At 66.9% G+C, this 18,845-nt stretch carries 10 protein-coding genes and 1 tRNA gene; 7 read left to right on the forward strand and 4 right to left on the reverse strand.

Annotation, left to right across the window (positions count from 1 at the left end):
• The first annotated feature begins 29 nt into the window (after window positions 1-29).
• From BW730_RS14615 to BW730_RS14645, 7 genes are all read left to right on the forward strand, one after another.
• A tRNA-Ile gene (locus BW730_RS14615) sits at window positions 30-103 on the forward strand.
• Between the two features lie 719 nt (window positions 104-822).
• On the forward strand, window positions 823-4,731 hold the full coding sequence (locus tag BW730_RS14620; protein ID WP_077686901.1) for a SpaA isopeptide-forming pilin-related protein: 3,909 nt from the start codon (window positions 823-825) through the stop codon (window positions 4,729-4,731).
• A 68-nt stretch (window positions 4,732-4,799) separates the two neighbouring features.
• On the forward strand, window positions 4,800-6,233 hold the full coding sequence (locus BW730_RS14625) for a SpaH/EbpB family LPXTG-anchored major pilin (protein WP_158522685.1): 1,434 nt from the start codon (window positions 4,800-4,802) through the stop codon (window positions 6,231-6,233).
• A gap of 125 nt (window positions 6,234-6,358) precedes the next feature.
• Window positions 6,359-7,231 (forward strand): class C sortase, encoded by an 873-nt coding sequence (locus BW730_RS14630; protein WP_077686903.1) that lies wholly within the window; start codon window positions 6,359-6,361, stop codon window positions 7,229-7,231.
• Window positions 7,232-8,088: 857 nt separating this feature from the next.
• Window positions 8,089-12,390, forward strand: a complete 4,302-nt coding sequence (locus BW730_RS14635; protein ID WP_077686904.1) for a SpaA isopeptide-forming pilin-related protein — start codon at window positions 8,089-8,091, stop codon at window positions 12,388-12,390.
• Between the two features lie 68 nt (window positions 12,391-12,458).
• Window positions 12,459-13,886, forward strand: coding sequence for a SpaH/EbpB family LPXTG-anchored major pilin (locus BW730_RS14640; protein WP_158522686.1), 1,428 nt, complete (start codon window positions 12,459-12,461; stop codon window positions 13,884-13,886).
• 140 nt (window positions 13,887-14,026) lie between these two features.
• Window positions 14,027-14,872, forward strand: coding sequence for a class C sortase (locus tag BW730_RS14645; protein ID WP_145952900.1), 846 nt, complete (start codon window positions 14,027-14,029; stop codon window positions 14,870-14,872).
• An 823-nt stretch (window positions 14,873-15,695) separates the two neighbouring features.
• Here BW730_RS14645 and BW730_RS14650 read toward each other — a convergent pair.
• The 4 genes from BW730_RS14650 to BW730_RS14665 all read right to left on the reverse strand — a co-directional run bounded on the left by BW730_RS14650 (window position 15,696) and on the right by BW730_RS14665 (window position 18,799).
• On the reverse strand, window positions 15,696-16,202 hold the full coding sequence (locus BW730_RS14650; RefSeq protein ID WP_145952901.1) for a flavin reductase family protein: 507 nt from the start codon (window positions 16,200-16,202) through the stop codon (window positions 15,696-15,698).
• An 11-nt stretch (window positions 16,203-16,213) separates the two neighbouring features.
• On the reverse strand, window positions 16,214-16,843 hold the full coding sequence (locus tag BW730_RS14655; protein WP_145952902.1) for a hypothetical protein: 630 nt from the start codon (window positions 16,841-16,843) through the stop codon (window positions 16,214-16,216).
• Window positions 16,844-16,982: 139 nt separating this feature from the next.
• Window positions 16,983-17,861 (reverse strand): type IV toxin-antitoxin system AbiEi family antitoxin, encoded by an 879-nt coding sequence (locus BW730_RS14660; RefSeq protein WP_158522687.1) that lies wholly within the window; start codon window positions 17,859-17,861, stop codon window positions 16,983-16,985.
• Window positions 17,862-17,992: 131 nt separating this feature from the next.
• Window positions 17,993-18,799: a hypothetical protein gene (locus BW730_RS14665; protein ID WP_077686909.1), complete on the reverse strand. Its 807-nt coding sequence runs from the start codon at window positions 18,797-18,799 to the stop codon at window positions 17,993-17,995.
• Between the last annotated feature and the right edge of the window lie 46 nt (window positions 18,800-18,845).

Here is an 18,845-nt window from a genome sequence, read left to right on the forward strand (position 1 = left end):
GGGTGCGCTAGAGTTTCACGACGGTAAGCGGGCCTATAGCTCAGACGGTTAGAGCGCTGCCCTGATAAGGCAGAGGTCACTGGTTCAAGTCCAGTTAGGCCCACCGCACACCCCGTGGCCCAGGCCGCGGGGGTTTTTTTTTGCGTTCCAGTTGATGACGGCCACTCCGGCCTGGCCGCGTCGTCCGACCCCCGCCGGGTGTGGTGACGTCGAGTATCGCCGACAAGAGGTGGAATACCGGCGAGGCAATGGTGCCCATGTCGTCGACTTGAGGACCACGGACGCCTCCATATGAGCGGCACCCATCGGGTGAAATGTCCGTGGTGAGTGGGCTCAAAGGGCAGCATTCCTGAAGGCCTCCCTATCGCCCTGCCGTGGGAATGCGGCGGCGAGGCGATTCATGCGCTCCCAGGCGTCGACGTCCTGTTGGCGGCCAGCAGTGTCAGCAGGCCAGGGGGGCGGAAGGCCTTGCCACCGTGACACGCGCGGAAGGTCGCGACTGAGCCAAATATCGGCCAAAAGGGTGACAGTGGCGAGGAAATGCCACCGACAAGGACCGTGATGCGCCGCGAAACAGCGACCGCCGGAATCCCCAGTTACCCCTGAATGTAGGGCGCATCCGAGGTGCTTGACACGTCTACTATCCAGTCGATTTGCTTCTCGCGGCGGGGGGCCAAGATTGACGGTTCCCCAAGATAGCGACTGGGGGACCAACTGATGTCGACCAATGACTCGATCGGCTCAACGCCTCGGCGCGGACGCCCACGAAGGGCATCGCGCGGGGGACGACGCGGGGGCCTGGCCGCCGTCGTCATAGGCGCCTTGAGCGCGTCGTTGGTATTCGCCTCCGGGCTGGCCTACGCACAGGAGACGACGCCGACCCCGACGCCGGGCGCCGTCGACACCCCGGTCGCCCCGAGCGACTCGACCGAGACGCCGATCGTCGTCGTGGACCCGATCGTCACAGACGACGAAACCACCCCGGTCGAGCCGCAGGATACGCCCACGAAGGAACCGGCGCCGGAGACGCAACCCGCCGCGACCCCCGCAGCTCCCGAGCCGAAGACGGGCGCTCAGCCGCGGATCGCCGGACCCGCGATCGTGCCTATGGCCGTGCCCGCGAACGTCCAGCCTCCCTACGTGTACTGGACCGTCGAGGATGGCAACGCTCAGCCAGTCGGGGGCGCCACGTTCACGCTGCAGGGCCCTCGAGGCTCGGGCAACGACAACGGTGCATGGAGCAACGCGGGGAGCGTCACGGTGACGGACTGTGTCACCGCGGGCTGCCCTGGCCCGGATCTGGACCCCGCGCCGGGGGCATTTGCGGTCAAGTACATCGGAACCCACTCGATCAGTAACTCGTCGCGATACCGACTCCAGCGCGCGACCACCCCACCCGGCTACTCCGCCAATGGGCGCACGGGGTGGGAAGTGGTCCCGGGTCAGCTCTTTAACTCCAACTCGGCCTCTCCAGGCTGGCTCGTCTGGAACAGCGACAGGACCTACGACTTTGGGAACTTCCCAGTCGCGGCACCACCGCGCTGGAACGTCACGGTGAAGAAGGGCACCTACCGCAACGGCACCGCGGCTAGCGCGGTCTCGGCCGAGCACACCGCCGGGGTGCGGTTCGGGATGTCGGAGACCGAATCCAGCGCCCCGTTCGCGACCTGCGAGATCCCGTCGACCAACCTGGGCAACTGCCTCTTCACGGGCGTCGCCCCGCCCGACGGTGACCTAACGGTGTTCATCAGGGAGCTGACCGCAGCTCCTGGATCCGATGCCGCGACCCACCTCGGCGAGCCGATCACGAACCTGTCGACCGGTGCCTACCGGATCCAGACCGTGTTGCCTACTGGAGGCGGCAGCGTCACGGTGCCCGCGGACTCGGACTCACCCGACCGCACCGTCATCGCCAATCGCGCCATCAACCCCATGCTCCCCCAGACGTGTTCGGCCGGCGCCACGGTCGCCGTCGTCCTGGACACCTCGGGCTCCGTCGACGCCTATCGGGACAGCCTGGCGCAGGCCACGACGGCCCTCGTGGACGGCCTGGTCGGCACCCCCTCGTCGGTGGCGCTGTTCAGCTTCGCCGCGTCGAGCCCGGGAGGCATCGCAAACCAGGCGACCCCGCTCAGCGTCGAGACGGCTACGGACGCCGCGGCCGTCAAGCAGTTGTACGCGACCAACAACGGTCAGACCGCCGCCTTCTCGGCCGGCGGGGGCACCAACTGGGACAGGGGCCTGTGGGTGACCTCGCAGGGCTACTTGGAGAACGGACAGCGCAAGGGCTACGACATCGTCTTCGTCCTCACCGACGGCAACCCGACGCTGTACATGAGCGGGAACAGCAACCCTGGGAACACGGGTGACACGACCACCGGCGAACTGGAGAAGTCGATTTTCTCCGCCAACGCGGTCAAGAAGACGGGTGCGCGCATCATCACCGTCGGTATCGGCGGAGGACTGAACGACGGCAACCTCGGCGCCATCTCGGGCCCGAACAAGTACTCGCCCGGCGATACCCTGAACGATTTCGACTTCATCACGGCCGACTGGGCCGAGCTTGAGGCGGTGCTCAACTCCTTCGCGCAGGGTCTGAAGTGCGAGGCGAGCGTCACCGTCGAGAAGCAGGCCAAGCCGTACGGCGGCTCGTACGCTCCCGCCGCGGGCTGGGAGTTCGGGCTGACCAGCACCGGCGCGGACTCGCAGGAGCCGACCACGAACCAGGACACCAACGCGGCCGGTCAGGCGACGTGGACGCTGAAGTTCACCGACACCGACGACACCGCCACCGCCGTCCTGACCGAGATCGAAGATCGCGCCGGCTGGAGCCTTGCCGACCTGACCTGTGACGTCGACGGCACCACGGTCGACCTGGCAGGAAAGAAGGTCACCATCCCGGGCATCGGCATCGGCCAGAACGTCACCTGTACGTTCATGAACGAGGAGCGCCAGGTCGGCTCCCTGGCCATCACGAAGGCCTTTGCCGATGCCGACGCGCAGGCCTTCGGGGCGAGCGTGAACTTCCAGGGCGGCTACACCTGTTCGCTCGACGATGAGACCGTCGCGTCCGGCACCTGGGTGAGGCAGGGTTCGGGAGCCGCAGTGCTCACCGCAGCCGCCGGCTCGCCTGCACCCGACGCGATTCCGGCCAACGCGTCGTGCACCGTCACGGAGACGACGCCGACCGGCGGTCTCCCGAACGCGTCCTGGACGTGGGCCACGCCGACGGTGACGGACCCGGTGACCATCACCAACGCGACGACCTCCACCGTCACCGTGACGAACGCGGTGGAGCGGGTCTACGGCAACTTCCAGGTCACCAAGCAACTCGCGGCGGGAAGCACGGCCGATGCCGGGCTCACCTACTCGGGCGGATGGACCTGCACCCTCGGCACCGAGATCGTCAACGGGACGTGGGGGCCGATCGCCGCTGGCGCGACCTGGGCGTCTTCCGATGCCGCTGGGGTTCCGGTCGGCGCGAGTTGTGCGGTGACGAGCGAGACTCGTGACCAGTGGCCCGTTGCCGACGATCACTCCCACCAGTGGGACGGCGAGGCCGGGTTCTCGGCCGCTGTCGTCTCCGCGAAGCAGAGTCTTGGAACCGTGACGGTGACCAACACCACCAAGCGGGTGCTCGGCTCTGTGACGTGGTCCAAGGTCGACGCGACAGATTCGTCGCTGCTGGCCGGTTCGGAGTGGACCATCACCGGTCCGGGCTTCCCCGCGCCGGGCCAGCTCATCGCGGACTGCGTCGGCGACGATGCGGCCACCTGTGCCGCTGGGCCGGACACCAATCCTGCCGAGGGCGAGTTCGTCCTCATGGACCTGCTCTGGGGTGACTACACCGTCACCGAGACGACCGCCCCGACCGGCTACGTCGGCGGTGTGAGCTTCACCTTCACCGTCGCCGAGGCGACCGTGGACGTCGAAGCGGGCATCCAGGCCAACGAGCGCGAGACGGGAACCATCGAGTGGACGAAGGTCGATGCGACCGATCAGTCGCTGCTGGCCGGATCGGTGTGGACGCTGTCGGGTCCGGGCGACGCCACCCGCGACGTCGTCGACTGCGTCGGGACCTGCACGGACGACCCGTTCACCGACCAGGACCCGGATGCCGGCCAGTTCAGCATCGAAGGGCTCGCCTGGGGCGACTACACCCTGACCGAGAAGACCGCACCCGACGGTTACACGGCCAGCGCGACGTCGATCCCGTTCACGATCGACGCGACCAACGTGTCCGAGACCCGCGGTTTGGGCCCCGTCACGAACGAGAGGATCCCGGGGTCGGTCGGCTGGACGAAGGTCGACGGATCCGGCACGCTGCTCGCCGGCTCGGAGTGGAGCCTCACCGGCCCCGATGGGGAGGTCGTCGCGATCGCTGACTGCATCGCGACCGACGCCGAGGAGTGCCTCGAGGCGGACAAGCATCCCGGCGAGGGGGTGTTCGTGATCGAGGATCTCGCTTGGGGCGCGTACACGCTGGTCGAGACGAAGGCGCCGCCCGGCTACCTGCTCGACGCCACGGAGCATCCGTTCACGATCGGCGTCGGAGACGATGCGACGCTGACCGCCGACCTGGGCGCCGTCGAGAATCTCGCGCACGACGGCCCGGAGTTGCCGCTCACGGGTGGCATCGGGCGGGACCAGATCATCCTCGCGGGCGCCTTCGTGGCCCTGCTCGCAGCCGTGGGCTACGCAGCCCGTCGGCGTTTCGCCCGGGTCGTCTGATGCGCCCGGCGGCACACACCAAGAACCTGTCCGGCCGCCTGGCCGCAGCAGAGAAAGTAGGAACTGGCATGTTTGAGAGGAAATCGTCTCTCCGGCGACTCGCTGCCGGCGTGGGGGCATTCGCTCTGGCCGCGGCGGGATTCCTGGGGGCAGGGACGGCTCACGCCGCGCCCGGCAATATCGACCCAGAGGCTGAAGGCAATCTGTACGTACACAAGCACGTCGGCGACCCCGGTGGTGATGGCGCCCCGCACGACGGGACACCCAGAACGAGCCTGCCGGAACCGTTGGAGGGCGTCACCTTCACCATCCAGCGGATCAGCCACGACGGCACCCCCGTCGACCTGAACACCAGCGAGGGATGGGACCTCATCAACGGTCTTCAGCCGGGCGACATCGGCCAGGACGGCTTCACCGCCGGTGCTGCCGACCCCCAGGTGACCGAGGCGGACGGCACGGCGTCGTTCGAGGGCCTCGACTTCGGCCTCTACCTCGTGACCGAGACCGACTCGGGGACGAACAACATCATCTCCAAGGTCGAGCCGTTCCTGGTCTCGGTGCCATTCCCCTCGGCTAACGAGTGGCTGTACGACGTGCACGTCTACCCGAAGAACGTCCTGAACGTGACCGAGCCGACCAAGACGGTCGACGATCCCGGCCATGCGCTCGTCGAGGGCAGCACCGTGACCTGGACCGTCACCGCACCGGTCCCCGCCATCGCCACCGGCGACACGTACAAGAAGTTCGTGATCACCGACGAGTTCGACCCGCGCCTCTCGATCACCGAGGACGACGTGACAGTCACCATCGAGGGAGTCACGCTCGAGGACGCCGACTTCACGATCGACCCGGGCACGAGCCCCGGCCCGACCGTCGTGGTGACCTTCACCGAGACCGGACTCGCCAAGCTGGCGGCCGACCAGGACGTCGTGGTCACCTACAACACCACGGTTGAGGAACTGGGCGACACCGTCTTCATCGACAACATCGCCAACGTCAACACCAACGACACCGGCGTCGACACCACCGAGCCGGAGGTGTGGTTCGGGTCGGTCAAGGTGACCAAGGTCAACGCCGCCGACGCCGATCAGAAGCTGCAGGGCGCCGAGTTCGAGCTCTACGGCGACAGGGACGGGGCCGCTCTGAGTGACACCCCGTTCGTGACAGGCGATGACGGCACCCTCACCATCGAGGGCCTCTGGGTCGGCCTGACCGAGGGGTCCTCGAGGACGTACTGGCTGAAGGAGACCAAGGCCCCGGCCGGCTACATCACCCCCACCGGCGAGGATGCCTGGACCCAGGTGACCGTCACCGCCAACTCCCAGACCCCCGTCTCGGTGCACGTCGATCCGATCGAGAACACCAAGCAGCCCGGCCCGACCCTTCCGTTGACCGGTGGCGTGGGTGCCGCCGTCTTCGGTGGCACCGGCCTGGCGATGGTGCTCGTCGCCGTCGGCGCCATCGCGGTGGGCGCGGCGCGGCGTCGCCAGTCGACTCACTGATCGACACTCAACCACACCGGCGGGGAGGGACACAGTCCCTCCCCGCCGCACGAAGAAGGCTTCTGTGACCGCCTCCCCCGATCTCCGGCATACCCCCGGCCGGAGCCGCCCGACCGACGTCGACGATGGCGTGCCCCTGGCTCAACGCGGGGCTGGCGTTGGTCGGGCTGGTGGGCGTCCTGGTGATGTTGTATCCCAGCGTCGCGAGTTGGTTCGCGCAGTACTACCAGTCGCTGGTGATCCGGGACCTCTCGTCGAGCGTGCGTGAGGAGCCGTCCTCCCGCCTGCATTCCGAGATCAGCAAGGCGCGGGAGTACAACGACGCTCTGACAGGCGGGGCGCTGCTGTCGCCCGGGTCGAACGTCCCGGAGGGTTCCGGGACGTCGACGTCGGCGTTGGACTACTGGTCGATCCTCGACGCCGGTTCGGGGAACATGGGTCGGCTGCGGATCGACGCGATCGACGTCGACCTCCCGATCTACCACGGCACGTCAGACGAGACGCTCACCAAGGGTGTTGGGCATCTCGAGGGGACATCGCTTCCTGTCGGCGGCGAGTCGCAGCATTCGGTCCTGACGGCGCACCGAGGGCTGCCGTCGGCGACGCTGTTCGACAACCTCGGCGAGTTGAGCGTTGGGGACACGTTCACGATCGAGGTGTTCGGTGAGGTCCTGACGTATCAGGTGATCGACACCCAGACGATCGAGCCGGAGAAGACCCAGGCGCTGGTCCCGCGGTACGGGAAGGACCTGGTGACGTTGGTCACGTGCACCCCGTTGGGGATCAACAGCCACCGCTACCTGGTGACGGGGGAGCGCATCACCCCGACCCCGATCGAGGACGTCGAACGGGCAGGCCAACGCCCCGAGATCCCCGGGTTTCCATGGTGGACCGTGCCGATGGGCGCTGCGGTGGTGGCCTTCGTGACGGTGATCGTGTGGAGCGGTTTCGCGAAGGCCCGCCGTCACTCGCTCAGCGTCGCCCGGCGCGCAGGCTGAACGGGCCCTTGGGCTGAGCGCCTTCGACGCGGGCACGCGCCCTGTCGACACCCTGTACGGGTTGGCGGGGGTGACGTTCTCGGGCGGTGCAGTGTCGATGGGCTGTCGCCCCATCCGTTCCGCTCGGCTTCGCGGGTAGCGAGGCGAGAGCCACGCGGCCTGTTTGAGGCTGCCGTTCGAACAGGAAGACCTCACGGCACTGGTGAGTGCTCGGACCCAGAGCGAGTCGCCACGTCCTCCGTTCCTGAACCGCCTCTGCGTTGGTCGGCCCGAAGCCGCGCGGATCCCGATGAACTGTCTCGGATTCTTGGCTTGCGGCATGAAACAAATAGGTCACATTCCCTGCGTCGTCTTGTCGCGACGCTTCTTGTCACCTCTCGATGCGGATGCATTCCGCATCGAGAAAAGGCGCAGGAATTTCAGAATAGAGGCCTTATGTCGGCCGCAGAGGCATATTTGCAGATCTTCCACATCCCCAATTGCGGGTGATAGTCGAGACACTTCTGCGGGCTGTTTCCTCGTGGAATTCCTCACGGTCACCGGAGGGCTGGGCAGCGCCGGCGAGCCCGCCTCGGGGCAGCGCGAGCGTCGATTCACGCTCAGGAGGCGGTCGCCGCGACACGCCCGGCCGCTCGGCTCGTGACCAAATTGAGACATATCGCGCGCCGTTTGCCGGTAAAGGCGGATTCACTAGCGATGCGATACCGGCGCAATTCTTGCTTTTGAGTAGATTTGCGTGATGGTCGAGGAATGGTCCGTCCAATGGCTTGACAGACTCGCTATCCAACCGATTTGCTTTCGTGCAGGCGGGGGGTCTGAATTCGTGATTCCCCGGAATTGATCTGGGGGATTTCCTGATGTCGACCAATGATTCGCTCGGCTCTGCTCCACGTCGTCGCCGTTCGCGTCTGGCCGCGCGCGAGGGCCGACGCAGGGCTCTCGCCATCGGGATCGTCAGCGCCCTGAGCGCATCACTGGTCTTCGCTTCGGGCCTCGCCTACGCCAACGATCCGACGTCCCCGCCCGAACCGGTTGAGACGACGCTCGCCGTGAGTGATCAGGTCGAGGTGACGCTCGAGTCTGGCGAAGGGACCGAGGTGATTCCGCCTCCAAGCGAACCTGAGCAGACGCCCCCGGTCGGCCTCGATGCGGACGAGACTCCCATAGTTGTGGTCGACCCCGCACCGTTCGAGGACCCGGCGACCGACGAGGCGCCGAACGGGGTCCTCGGCGAGGACGTGGCCCCCAAGGACGACCAAGCCCGGGAGCCGTCCGCCGAGAAGGCGCAGGAACCGGAGGGCCTACAAGCTGAGGCCCTGGCAGCCCCCGCACCCAAGGGCTGGGTAGTCACCGTGCAAAAGGGGACCTATCGCACTGCAGGTACTGCTGACACAGTCTCGGGGGAGCACACAGTCGGAGTGCGGTTCGGGATGTCGGTGGACACGTCAAGCGACCCGTTCGCCTACTGCGAGATCCAGCCTGGGAACGAAGGGAACTGTGTCTTCCCGGAGGTCATCACGCCGCCCGATGGCGACCTGACTGTGGTTATCAGGGAGCAGGCGCCAACGCCTGGCTCCGATGCCGCGATCCACCTCGGCACGCCGATCAAGAACCTGTCGACTCTCGATGATTACCGGATCGAGATAGCGCTGAAGAACAACAACAAGAGTCCAGTGGTGCCGAAAGGCATGACCAACCGTGCCCCGCGTGTAGCCAACCGAGTTGTCAATCCGCAACTGAATCAGACCTGCGGCGCTGGCGCGAAGGTTGCGGTCCTGCTTGACACCTCGGGGTCCGTCAACGGGTTCCAGGACACGCTGGCACGCGCGACCACCGCCCTCGTCGACGGTCTGGTCGGTACCCCTTCGAGTGTCGCTCTGTTGAGCTTCGCGCAATCGAGCCCTGGAGCCATTAGCAACCAGAAGTCACCCCTCAGTGTCCAGGCGGTTGCCGACGCGGCGGACTTCAAGAAGCTGTATGCGACGAATGACGGGAAGACCGCATCCTTCGTGCCGAAGGATGGAACAAACTGGGACAAGGGGCTCTGGGAGACCTCGCTCGGATCCGCGGCCTACAAGTACGACGTCGTGTTCGTTCTCACAGACGGGAATCCCACCTACTCGATAGGTGCAGGCGACGGCCGGGAGACCACCACACGCGAGTTGGAGAACGCCGTCTTCTCCGCCAATGCGATCAAGAAGACCGGAGCCCGCGTCATCACGGTGGGCATCGGTTCCAACCTCAACGACAACAACTTGGCCGCCATCTCGGGCCCGACCAAGTTCGCGCCAGGCATGTCACTGAGCGACTTCGACTACATCTCCGCGGACTGGGCCAAGCTCGAGGGGGTGCTCAGCTCCTTCGCGGAGGGTCTGAAGTGTGAGGCGAGCATCACCGTTGAGAAGCAGGCCAAGCCGTACGGCGGGACCTACGCTCCCGCCGAGGGCTGGAAGTTCGGCCTGGCCAACTCTGGCGCGGCCTCGCAGATCCCAGCGCCTACGGAGTCGGACCCGGAGGCTACCCAGGCCACCGACGCTGCGGGCAAGGCGAAGTGGACGCTGAAGTTCGACAAGCCGGGCGACGAGGCGACCGCGACACTGACCGAACTCGAGGATCGAACCGGCTGGAGCCTTGCCGACCTGACCTGCGACGTCGGCGGGACCACGGTCGACCTGGCAGGAAAGAAGGTCTCCATCGAGGGCATCGGCATCGGCGAGAACATCACCTGCACGTTCAAGAACGAGGAGAAACTGGTCGGCGCCCTTGACATCACGAAGGCGCTCACCGGCGCGGATGCGCAGAAGTTCGGCGCGAGCGTGGACTTCCAGGGCGGCTTCACCTGTTCGCTCAACAACGCGACCGTCGCGTCCGGCACCTGGGCCAAGATTGGCGCGGGAGCGGCCACGCTGACGCCCGCGGCCGGCACGCCCGCCGCCAACCAGATTCCCGCCAATGCCGTGTGCACCGTCACCGAGACCACGCCGACGGGCGGTCTCCCGAACCCGTCCTGGACGTGGGCCACCCCGACGGTGACCGGCCCGGTGACCATCGCCAGCGGGACGACCTCGACCGTCACCGTCACGAATGCGGTCGAGCGGGTCTACGGCAACTTCCAGGTCACCAAGCAACTCGCGGAAGGGAGCACGGCCGACGCAACGCTCACCTACTCCGGCGGTTGGACCTGCACCCTCGGAGCCGAGGAGGTCAGCGGAGTTTGGGGGCCGATCGCGGCAGACGTGACCTGGGCGTCGACCGATGCCGATCGGATTCCGCTCGGCGCGAGTTGTGCGGTGACGAGCGAGACTCGTGACCAGTGGCCCGTCGCCGACGATCACTCCCACCAGTGGGACGGCGAGGCCGGATTCTCGGCCGCTGTCGTCTCCTCGAAGCAGGATCTTGGGACCGTGACGGTGACCAACACCACCAAGCGGGTGCTCGGCTCCGTGACGTGGAGCAAGGTCGACGCGACCGACGAGTCGCTGCTCGGCGGATCCTCTTGGACGATCGCCGGCCCGAGCTTCCCCGAGCCGGGCAAGCTCGTCGAGGACTGCGTGGCCGATGATCCGGCCCAGTGTGTCGGGCTGGACACCAATCCTGCCGAGGGCGAGTTCGCACTCAAGGATCTGCTCTGGGGCGAGTACACCGTCAACGAGACGGGGGTACCGACCGGCTACGTCGGCGGCCTGAGTTTCACCTTCACCGTCGCCGAGGCGACCTTGGACGTCGCCAAGGGCGCGCAGGCCAACGAGCGCAGGCCCGGGGCCGTGTCGTGGTCCAAGACCGACGAGGTCGGCGACCTGCTCGGCGGATCGGTGTGGAGCATCACGCCGCCCGAGGGTGGAGAGATCACCGTCGAGGACTGCATCGCGCTTGACGCCAAGGACTGCACCGGCGCCGACAGGGATCCGGCCGCAGGCAAGTTCCTCGTCGAGGGCCTCGCGTGGGGCACCCACCTCATCGCCGAAACGACGCCGCCGCAGGGTTACGACGGCGAGGCGAGCTTCAGCGTCGAGATCACGGCCGAGGTCGCGGGCAAGACGATCGATGGCAGCGCGCACAAGAACACCGCCCTGACCGGAACCCTCAAGTGGTTCAAGATTGACGCGGACTCGGAAAGCAAGCCGCTGCTGGGCGGGTCTGAGTGGACACTGAGGGGTCCGGGCGACGCCAAGCATGACATCAAGGACTGCGTCGGGACCTGCACGGACGACCCGTTCACCGACCAGGACCCCGTCGCCGGCCAGTTCAGCATCGTCGGGCTCGTCTGGGGCGACTACACCCTGACGGAGAAGACCGCGCCCGAGGGCTACACGGCCAGCGATGAGTCGTTCCCGTTCACGATCGACGCGACCAACGTCACGCAGACGAAGGAATTCACGATCGAGAACACCCGCGAGACGGGCACCGTGACGTGGTCGAAGGTCGACGCGACCGACAAGTCGTTGCTGGCAGGGTCCAAGTGGACGCTGAAGGATCCCGAGAACGCGTCACATGAAGTCGTCGACTGCATCGGGACCTGCTCGGACGATCCGTTCACCGATCAGGACCCCGTCGCTGGCCAGTTCAGCATCAAGGGGCTCGTCTGGGGCGACTACGAACTGACGGAGTCGAAGGCGCCCTCCGGTTACGACATGTCCACCGATCCCATATTGTTCACGATCGATGCCACCAACGTGGCCGGCATTAGGCACCTGGGCGACATCGGAAACGAACGGATCCTGGGTTCGGTCGGCTGGACGAAGGTCGACGGTGCGGGCACGCTGCTCGCCGGTTCCGAGTGGAGCCTCACCGCTCCTAACGGCACGACCGTGGTCATCGAGGACTGCATCGAGACGGGCGGCGACAAGTGCCTCGGCCCTGACAAGAATCCCGGAGCCGGGTCGTTCGTGATTGAGGACCTCGAGTGGGGCGCGTACACGCTGGTCGAGACGAAGGCCCCGCCCGGCTACGCCCTAGACGCCACCGAGCATCCGTTCACGATCGGCGCCGATGAACTGGCCGCCGGACTGGGCCCCATCCGCAACGTGGCCCATGAGGGACCCGTGCTGCCGCTCACCGGCGGCATCGGGCGGGACCAGATCATCCTCGCGGGAGCCTTCGTGGCCCTGCTCGCAGCCGTGGGCTATGGGGCCCGTCGGCGATTCGCCCGGGGCGCCTGATGCGTCGCGCGGCACACACCAAGAACCTGTCCGGCCGCCCGGCCGCAGCAGAGAAAGTAGGAACTGGCATGTTTGAGAGGAAATCGCCGCTACGGCGACTCGCTGCCGGCATGGGGGCATTCGCTCTGGCCGTGGCGGGATTACTGGGAACGACGACGGCCCAAGCCGCGCCTGTCTCAGGCAACATCGACACGACGATTCAGGGCAACCTGTTCGTGCACAAGCACGTCGGTGACCCGGGCGTGGGAACCGCAGGCACTGGCGAGCAGACCAGCGTCCCGGGCAAGGCCTTGGAGGGCGTCACCTTCACCATCCAGCGCGTCCTTCACAACGGGACGCCCGTCGACTTGACGACCAGCGAGGGCTGGGACCTGGTCAAGGGGCTTGAGCCCGACGCCGTCGACAAGCCCGGTGGCGCCTTCACTGCGGGCGTAGCTGTGCCCGGGACAACGAAGGACGGCGGTACTGCCTCGTTTGTAGGCCTTGAGTTTGGCATGTACCTGGTGAAAGAGACCGATTCCGGACTGAACAACATCGTCTCGAAGGTCGCCCCGTTCCTGGTCTCGGTGCCCTTCCCGTCGGCCAACGAGTGGCTGTACGACGTGCACGTCTACCCGAAGAACGTCCTGAACGAGACCGAGCCGACCAAGACGGTCGCGGACCCCGGCCACGCGCTCGTTGTGGGCAGCACGGTGGATTGGACCGTCACGGCACCCGTCCCAACCCTGGCCACCGGCGACTCGTACAAGGAGTTCGTGATCACCGACACGTTCGACGAGCGCCTCTCGATCGCCGAGACTGACGTCACCGTCACCATCGCGGGCGTCGAACTTGTGGCCGGCGACTACACGATCGCCGTTGGAGCTGGTCCGGAGGTCGTGGTGACGTTCACCGACACAGGCCGCCCCAAGCTGGTGGCCGGCAAGGACGTCGTCGTCACCTACGCCACGAAGGTCCTGAGTCTGGGCGACGAAGCCTTCATCGCCAACATCGCCAACGTCAACACCAACGGCACCATCCGCTACACCAATGAGCCCGCGGTGTGGTTCGGCTCGGTCAAGGTGACCAAGGTCAACGCCGCCAGCACCGGCCAAACGCTGGCGGGCGCCGAGTTCGAGTTGTACGACGCGGTGGACGGCAAGCTTGTCAACGCAGCGAAGTACACGACCGATGCCAACGGCGCCATCACCATCGACGGCCTTTGGGGCGGCAAGAGCGACAACCCCACGCGGGACTACTGGCTGAAGGAGACCAAGGCCCCCGCTGGCTACGTCACCCCAGCTGATGATGCCGCCTGGATCAAGGTGACCGTCACGGCTGACGCCACGACCCCGGTCTCGGTGCAGGTCGAGAACGCCAAGCAGACCGGACCCACCCTCCCGCTGACCGGCGGCGTGGGCGCGGCCATCTTCGGCGGCACCGGCCTGGCGATGGTGCTCGTCGCCGTCGGCGCCATCACGGTGGGCGCGGCGCGTCGTCGCCAGTCGACCCGCTGATCGCCGATCAACCCCGACGCGACGGGGAGGGACACGCTCCCTCCCCGTCCCGTCGTATCAGGAAGGCTCACGTGACCGCCTCCCCCGATCTCCGGCATACCCCCCAGCCGGAGCCACCCGACCGACGCCACCGATGGAAGATGCCCTGGTTCAACACAGGGCTGGCGTTGGTCGGGCTGGTCGGCGTCCTGGTGATGCTCTATCCCAGCGTCGCCTCGTGGTTCGCGCAGTACAACCAGTCGCATGTCATCCGTGACCTGTCCTCCGCGGTCGACGACGAACCACCCGCCCGACTGCACGCGGAGATCCAGACGGCCCGCGAGTACAACGACGCCCTGACCGGCGGGGCGCTGCTGTCGCCCGGGTCGAACATTCCGAAGGGCTCCGGCACTTCAACCTCTGCCCTGGACTACTGGTCGATCCTCGACGCTGGTTCGGGGAACATGGGTCGGTTGCGGATCGACGCGATCGACGTCGACCTGCCGATCTACCACGGCACATCGGACGAGACCCTCACCAAGGGCGTCGGCCACCTGGAGGGAACCTCGCTCCCCGTCGGAGGGGAGTCGCAGCATTCGGTCCTGACGGCACATCGCGGCCTGCCTTCCGCGACGCTCTTCGACAACCTCGGCGACCTGAAACCGGGAGACACGTTCACGATCGAGGTCTTCGGTGAGGTCCTGACCTATCAGGTCGTCGACACCCAGACGATCGAGCCGGACAAGACCCAGGCGTTGGTCCCGCGCTACGGCCGGGACCTCGTGACGCTCGTCACCTGCACCCCGTTGGGGATCAATACCCACCGCTACCTGGTGACGGGGGAGAGGATCACCCCGACCCCGATCGAGGACGTCGAACGGGCGGGCCAGCGCCCGGAAATCCCCGGCTTCCCGTGGTGGACGCTCGCCCTCGGAGGTGCCGTCCTGGCCTTCGGGACTGTGGTCGTCTGGAGCGGGTCCACTAAGTCGCGCCGCGCCGTTGGTTGAGCCAGCCCGCCGAACTAGTCGCGCGGTGCGTCGAAACCTCCGGCCATGCGTGCAGACTGGCACGCCGTTGGCTGAGCTTGTCCAAGCCTCCGATTGCTGCTTTGAGCTGGCGGTTTCGGACCCTTCGACACGGGCGCGGGGCGCCCTGCTCAGGGAACGGCTGCCGAGCCAGCCCGACGAGGACGGCCAGAACCCCGGAGAGACTCGACCCAGTAGCCGCATGCCGGCGCGGGGGCTTCGACCGATGCGCACGTTGGTTGAGCCAGCCCGCCGACGCAGTCGCGCGGTGCGTCGAAACCTCGCGACAGGCGCGGAGACGTGCCCCAGGACCCTGGAAACGTAGCGAGGCTTCGACCGATGCGGGCCGCTGACGCGTCCCGCATGGCTCACCCAGCGGTGGTCGCGCGGTGCGTCGAAACCCTCCGGCCATGCGTGCAGACTGGCACGCCGTTGGCTGAGCTTGTCGAAGCCTCCGATCCCCGAGCGTGACCTGACGTCGGTTGCGGACCCTTCGACACGGGCGCGGGGCGCCCTGCTCAGGGAACGGCCGCCAGCCCGACGAGGACGGCCAGAACCCCGGAGAGACTTGAACCAGGTGCCGCATACCGGCACGAAGGCTTCGACCGATGGCGCCCGTTGGTTGAGCCAGCCCGCCGACGTAGTCGCGCGGTGCGTCGAAACCCACCTGCACCCGTTCGCCCAAGTCTCCGAGTCGTTGCGAGGGTTCGACCGATGCTGGCCGCTGACGCGTCCCGCATCTCTCACCCAGCGGTGGTCGCGCGGCGTCGAACCCCTCCGATCCTTCGCGCAGATCCCGCCGGGCCTAGCTGTACTGGCCGCCCTGGTGCCGCAACGGGGCGACGTCGGCCAGGTCGATCGACTCGATCCGCGCCCGCACCAGCAGCCCCCACCCGGAGTGCTCCGGGTCGGCGTCGACCAACCTGACCCCTACCCACGCCGACGCCCCTGCGACCCTCGGGCCGTGCTCGGCGTCGGTCCATTCACCGGTGCGGAACGGCCCTCCGGGCGACGGGGCGACCCGCGCGAAGACCTCCGACAGGTAACTCTGCCCCGCCCCGAGCACGTTGACCGTTGCCGATCCCGTCTCCCGGAACAGGTCCCACCAGTCCGCGTCCTCGTTCACCAGCGCGATCAACTCGCCGGGGTCCCCGTCGGCGACCAGCATTGACGAGATCGTCCAACCGTCGCGCCGCGACCCCGAACCGCTCGCCCAGATCGTGACCGGCGCAGGCATCCGTCCCCGTAGGCGACGCAGCGGGTCACGCTCCTCCTGCGGAGGCAGGAACGGGTGGCTGCTGTGGATCGTCATGGCACCAGTGTTCACGACGAGCCAGCCGGCGCGTCAGAGCTCTCATCGAGGGAGTCCGCGATTCCTGCGGCAAGCGCATCCAGCCACCACCGGGCCCGGCGGGGGCGACCCAGGGCGCTCGCCAACTCTGGGCCGCGGATGGCGGGCAGGCATTGCCTGGCCGCGGATGGGCTCTGTCTTCCTGCGTCGCCGCCGGCGAGGTAGATGCCGATCTCATCCGGGGTGAACCGTTCGAGAAGCGCCACTCCTTCATCTGACCAGAGTCGTTCCTCAAACGAGCCGTGGCTCGATGCCTCCATCAACCAACCCAGGTCGCTTGCGTCCTTGTCGGTCTGGTCCCCACGCATGCGCCAGGCGATGGTCTTCAGGATTAGCAGGTTGGCGAGGTTCGGGATCCGAACGAGGTGTCCATGGATGGGCACCAGGTTTGCGTGCGTGAACGCCTCGGCCATACCTGTGACATCCGTGATGACCCCGTCCCCCGTCAGAACATGCCCAGTGTCCTGATCAGCGATGCTCCCGAACGGAAGGACGTCGACGTGGACGCCACAGATGGTGAACGCCATCCCTGTGTCGCAGATCGCCTCAAGGCCCGCCGTGCGCTCGGCATATTCGGCGTGAGAGACGACGCCGATCGACACGTCGATGTCCCTTGTCGACCGCGGGACTCTCAAGCCACCCTGCGAGTGAACGACGTAGTCACGTGCGTGAGCGCCGATGAGCAGGAAGTTCGGGAACCGTGCTTCGAGCTCGGCCAGGAGGGATGGGGTGAGCGGCAACTCAGTCAAGGAGGTGCCTCCGGACTGCAGCGGCGACCTCAAGTTGCCGCCCTTCGTCGCTGGAGTACAGCTCTGCGTAATCCAGCAGAGGGTGGCCGTTCACGCCGAGGTGAAGGACCGAATCGTCCCAGAAGCGTTCCCGCAACGTGACGTTGGGGCTCTCACCGTCCCTGAGGCGCCCTGCTCGCGTGATTTGGGGCCAAGGAGGCAACCCGTAGATCGTGGTGCTGGTGGCCCGGATCAGGTCTGGGTGGTTGACCTCGCCCGCGAGAGTCACGTCCCGGATCTCCTTGGCGAGGGTGCGCATGTTCCTCGGATCAGGGCCGGCGAACTGACGGGATCGAAGGCTCGGGAGAAGCCTGGAGACGAACCCCGCGACCCATTCGCTGACCAACGGCTCCATCCGGACCAACCCGGCTCGGTCCTTTACGCCTCCGGCGAGGAACCCCCTGTCGTCAAGGTTGGCGAGCGTCGTGTGTGCACTGCCGAGCGACACCTTCGCCGCAGCGGCAATTTCGCGCAGCGGCGCCGAGGTCAGGTCGCTTCTGACCAGCAAGGCGAACACGACCTTCACCCCGGATTTGGTGAAAGTCTGAGGGGTGGAGCGCGTCATGAGGCCCGCGGGACGCGGTCGACCGTCGACGTAGACGAACAGGCCTAGCGTGCGCAGGAACGCGTTGCCCGCCCGGTCCAGGTACGAGATGTGCTGAGCGCGGTAACGGGCGGCCAGGTGGCTGTTGATGTAGTCGTGGACCACGACGACGCGGCCATGTTGCTCTTCCTCGAGCCTGGTCACTTCCGCGCGGGTCACCTCGACCGCGACGCCAGGGCGGTAATCCACGAGCCATTGACTCTGAACCCGATCGCCGGGGACGTCCACGTGCAGCAGTCGGTCATGGATGTAGGCCTCAACACCTCCACCCCACTGGTGGAGAGCCTCCGCTAGCGCCATGTTCAGGGAACCCATGTTGTTCATATTACTTGAACATCAAGAAAAATTGAACACGCTCCTCAGTGCGACCCGCCACGCTTGAGGGCGCTCTGTTCCTCCGCAACCTCCAGCACGACCTGGGCGTCCTCTGTGATGCCCTGAGACGCGGCCCGCAGCAGGCCGAGAGAGGCGGGCGGTTGTGGCGGGTCGACCATGTCGGCGGTCGAGGTGGTGGCGTCCAGCGCCTGCTGGGCACGGTCGAGGGCCGCCAGCGAGCGACGCAGCCCGGCCAGTTCCTTGCGGACCTGGTCGACGCCCTCGTCGGTGGTGGGGAAGTCGGACGCGGTCTGGCGCAGCGCCGCGATGATCCCCGCCTTGCCCGTGGCGCTACTGCGCTCCGCGGCTCGCCAGGCGTCGTCCAGTTCGGCGACCAGGCGGGTCGCGTCGCGCGGGTCGGAGTCCATCGCCATGACGACGTCGATCGCGGCCTCGATGAGGTCGTCGTTTCCCGTCAGGACGAGTTGCCGGATGGCCTTGCCCCGGTCGAGGCGTCGCGCGGTCGTCGCACCCCGGGCGAGGGCGCGCATTCCAAGGACGCCAAGCGTTGTGGCCACCACGATCGGGACGATCAGCCAGAAGGGGAGCAGCAGCGTGTTCACCAACACCAAGGAGGCGATGGGCAGGCCGATGCCGAGCGCGACCTCCTCCCAGGTCCGCGGCCCCACCTTCCCCGAGAACTCATTCCGGGCGGTGTAACTGGCGGGCCACCGGCGGCCGGAGTGGTAGACGAACTCGGGGCCGCCAGTGTCGTCGCGCACGATGAGGGCGCCCCACTTCCGGTGCACCACGTGGCGCGGAGGCGGCGGAAGGTTCGCGGGCACGCTCATGGGCCGAGGCTAGCCCACCGGTTCTGAGTTATCAGCCGGGGGCGCC

It is taken from the genome of Tessaracoccus aquimaris (genome assembly GCF_001997345.1).
GTDB lineage: Bacteria > Actinomycetota > Actinomycetes > Propionibacteriales > Propionibacteriaceae > Arachnia > Arachnia aquimaris.

Bases quoted from the DNA above. Each gene is read 5' to 3' on its own strand.
- BW730_RS14665 (WP_077686909.1), bottom strand. From the start codon at position 18,799: ATGAGCGTGCCCGCGAACCTTCCGCCGCCTCCGCGCCACGTGGTGCAC.
- BW730_RS14635 (WP_077686904.1), top strand. From the start codon at position 8,089: ATGTCGACCAATGATTCGCTCGGCTCTGCTCCACGTCGTCGCCGTTCG.
- BW730_RS14625 (WP_158522685.1), top strand. From the start codon at position 4,800: ATGTTTGAGAGGAAATCGTCTCTCCGGCGACTCGCTGCCGGCGTGGGG.
- BW730_RS14640 (WP_158522686.1), top strand. From the start codon at position 12,459: ATGTTTGAGAGGAAATCGCCGCTACGGCGACTCGCTGCCGGCATGGGG.
- BW730_RS14645 (WP_145952900.1), top strand. From the start codon at position 14,027: ATGCCCTGGTTCAACACAGGGCTGGCGTTGGTCGGGCTGGTCGGCGTC.
- BW730_RS14630 (WP_077686903.1), top strand. From the start codon at position 6,359: ATGGCGTGCCCCTGGCTCAACGCGGGGCTGGCGTTGGTCGGGCTGGTG.
- BW730_RS14650 (WP_145952901.1), bottom strand. From the start codon at position 16,202: ATGACGATCCACAGCAGCCACCCGTTCCTGCCTCCGCAGGAGGAGCGT.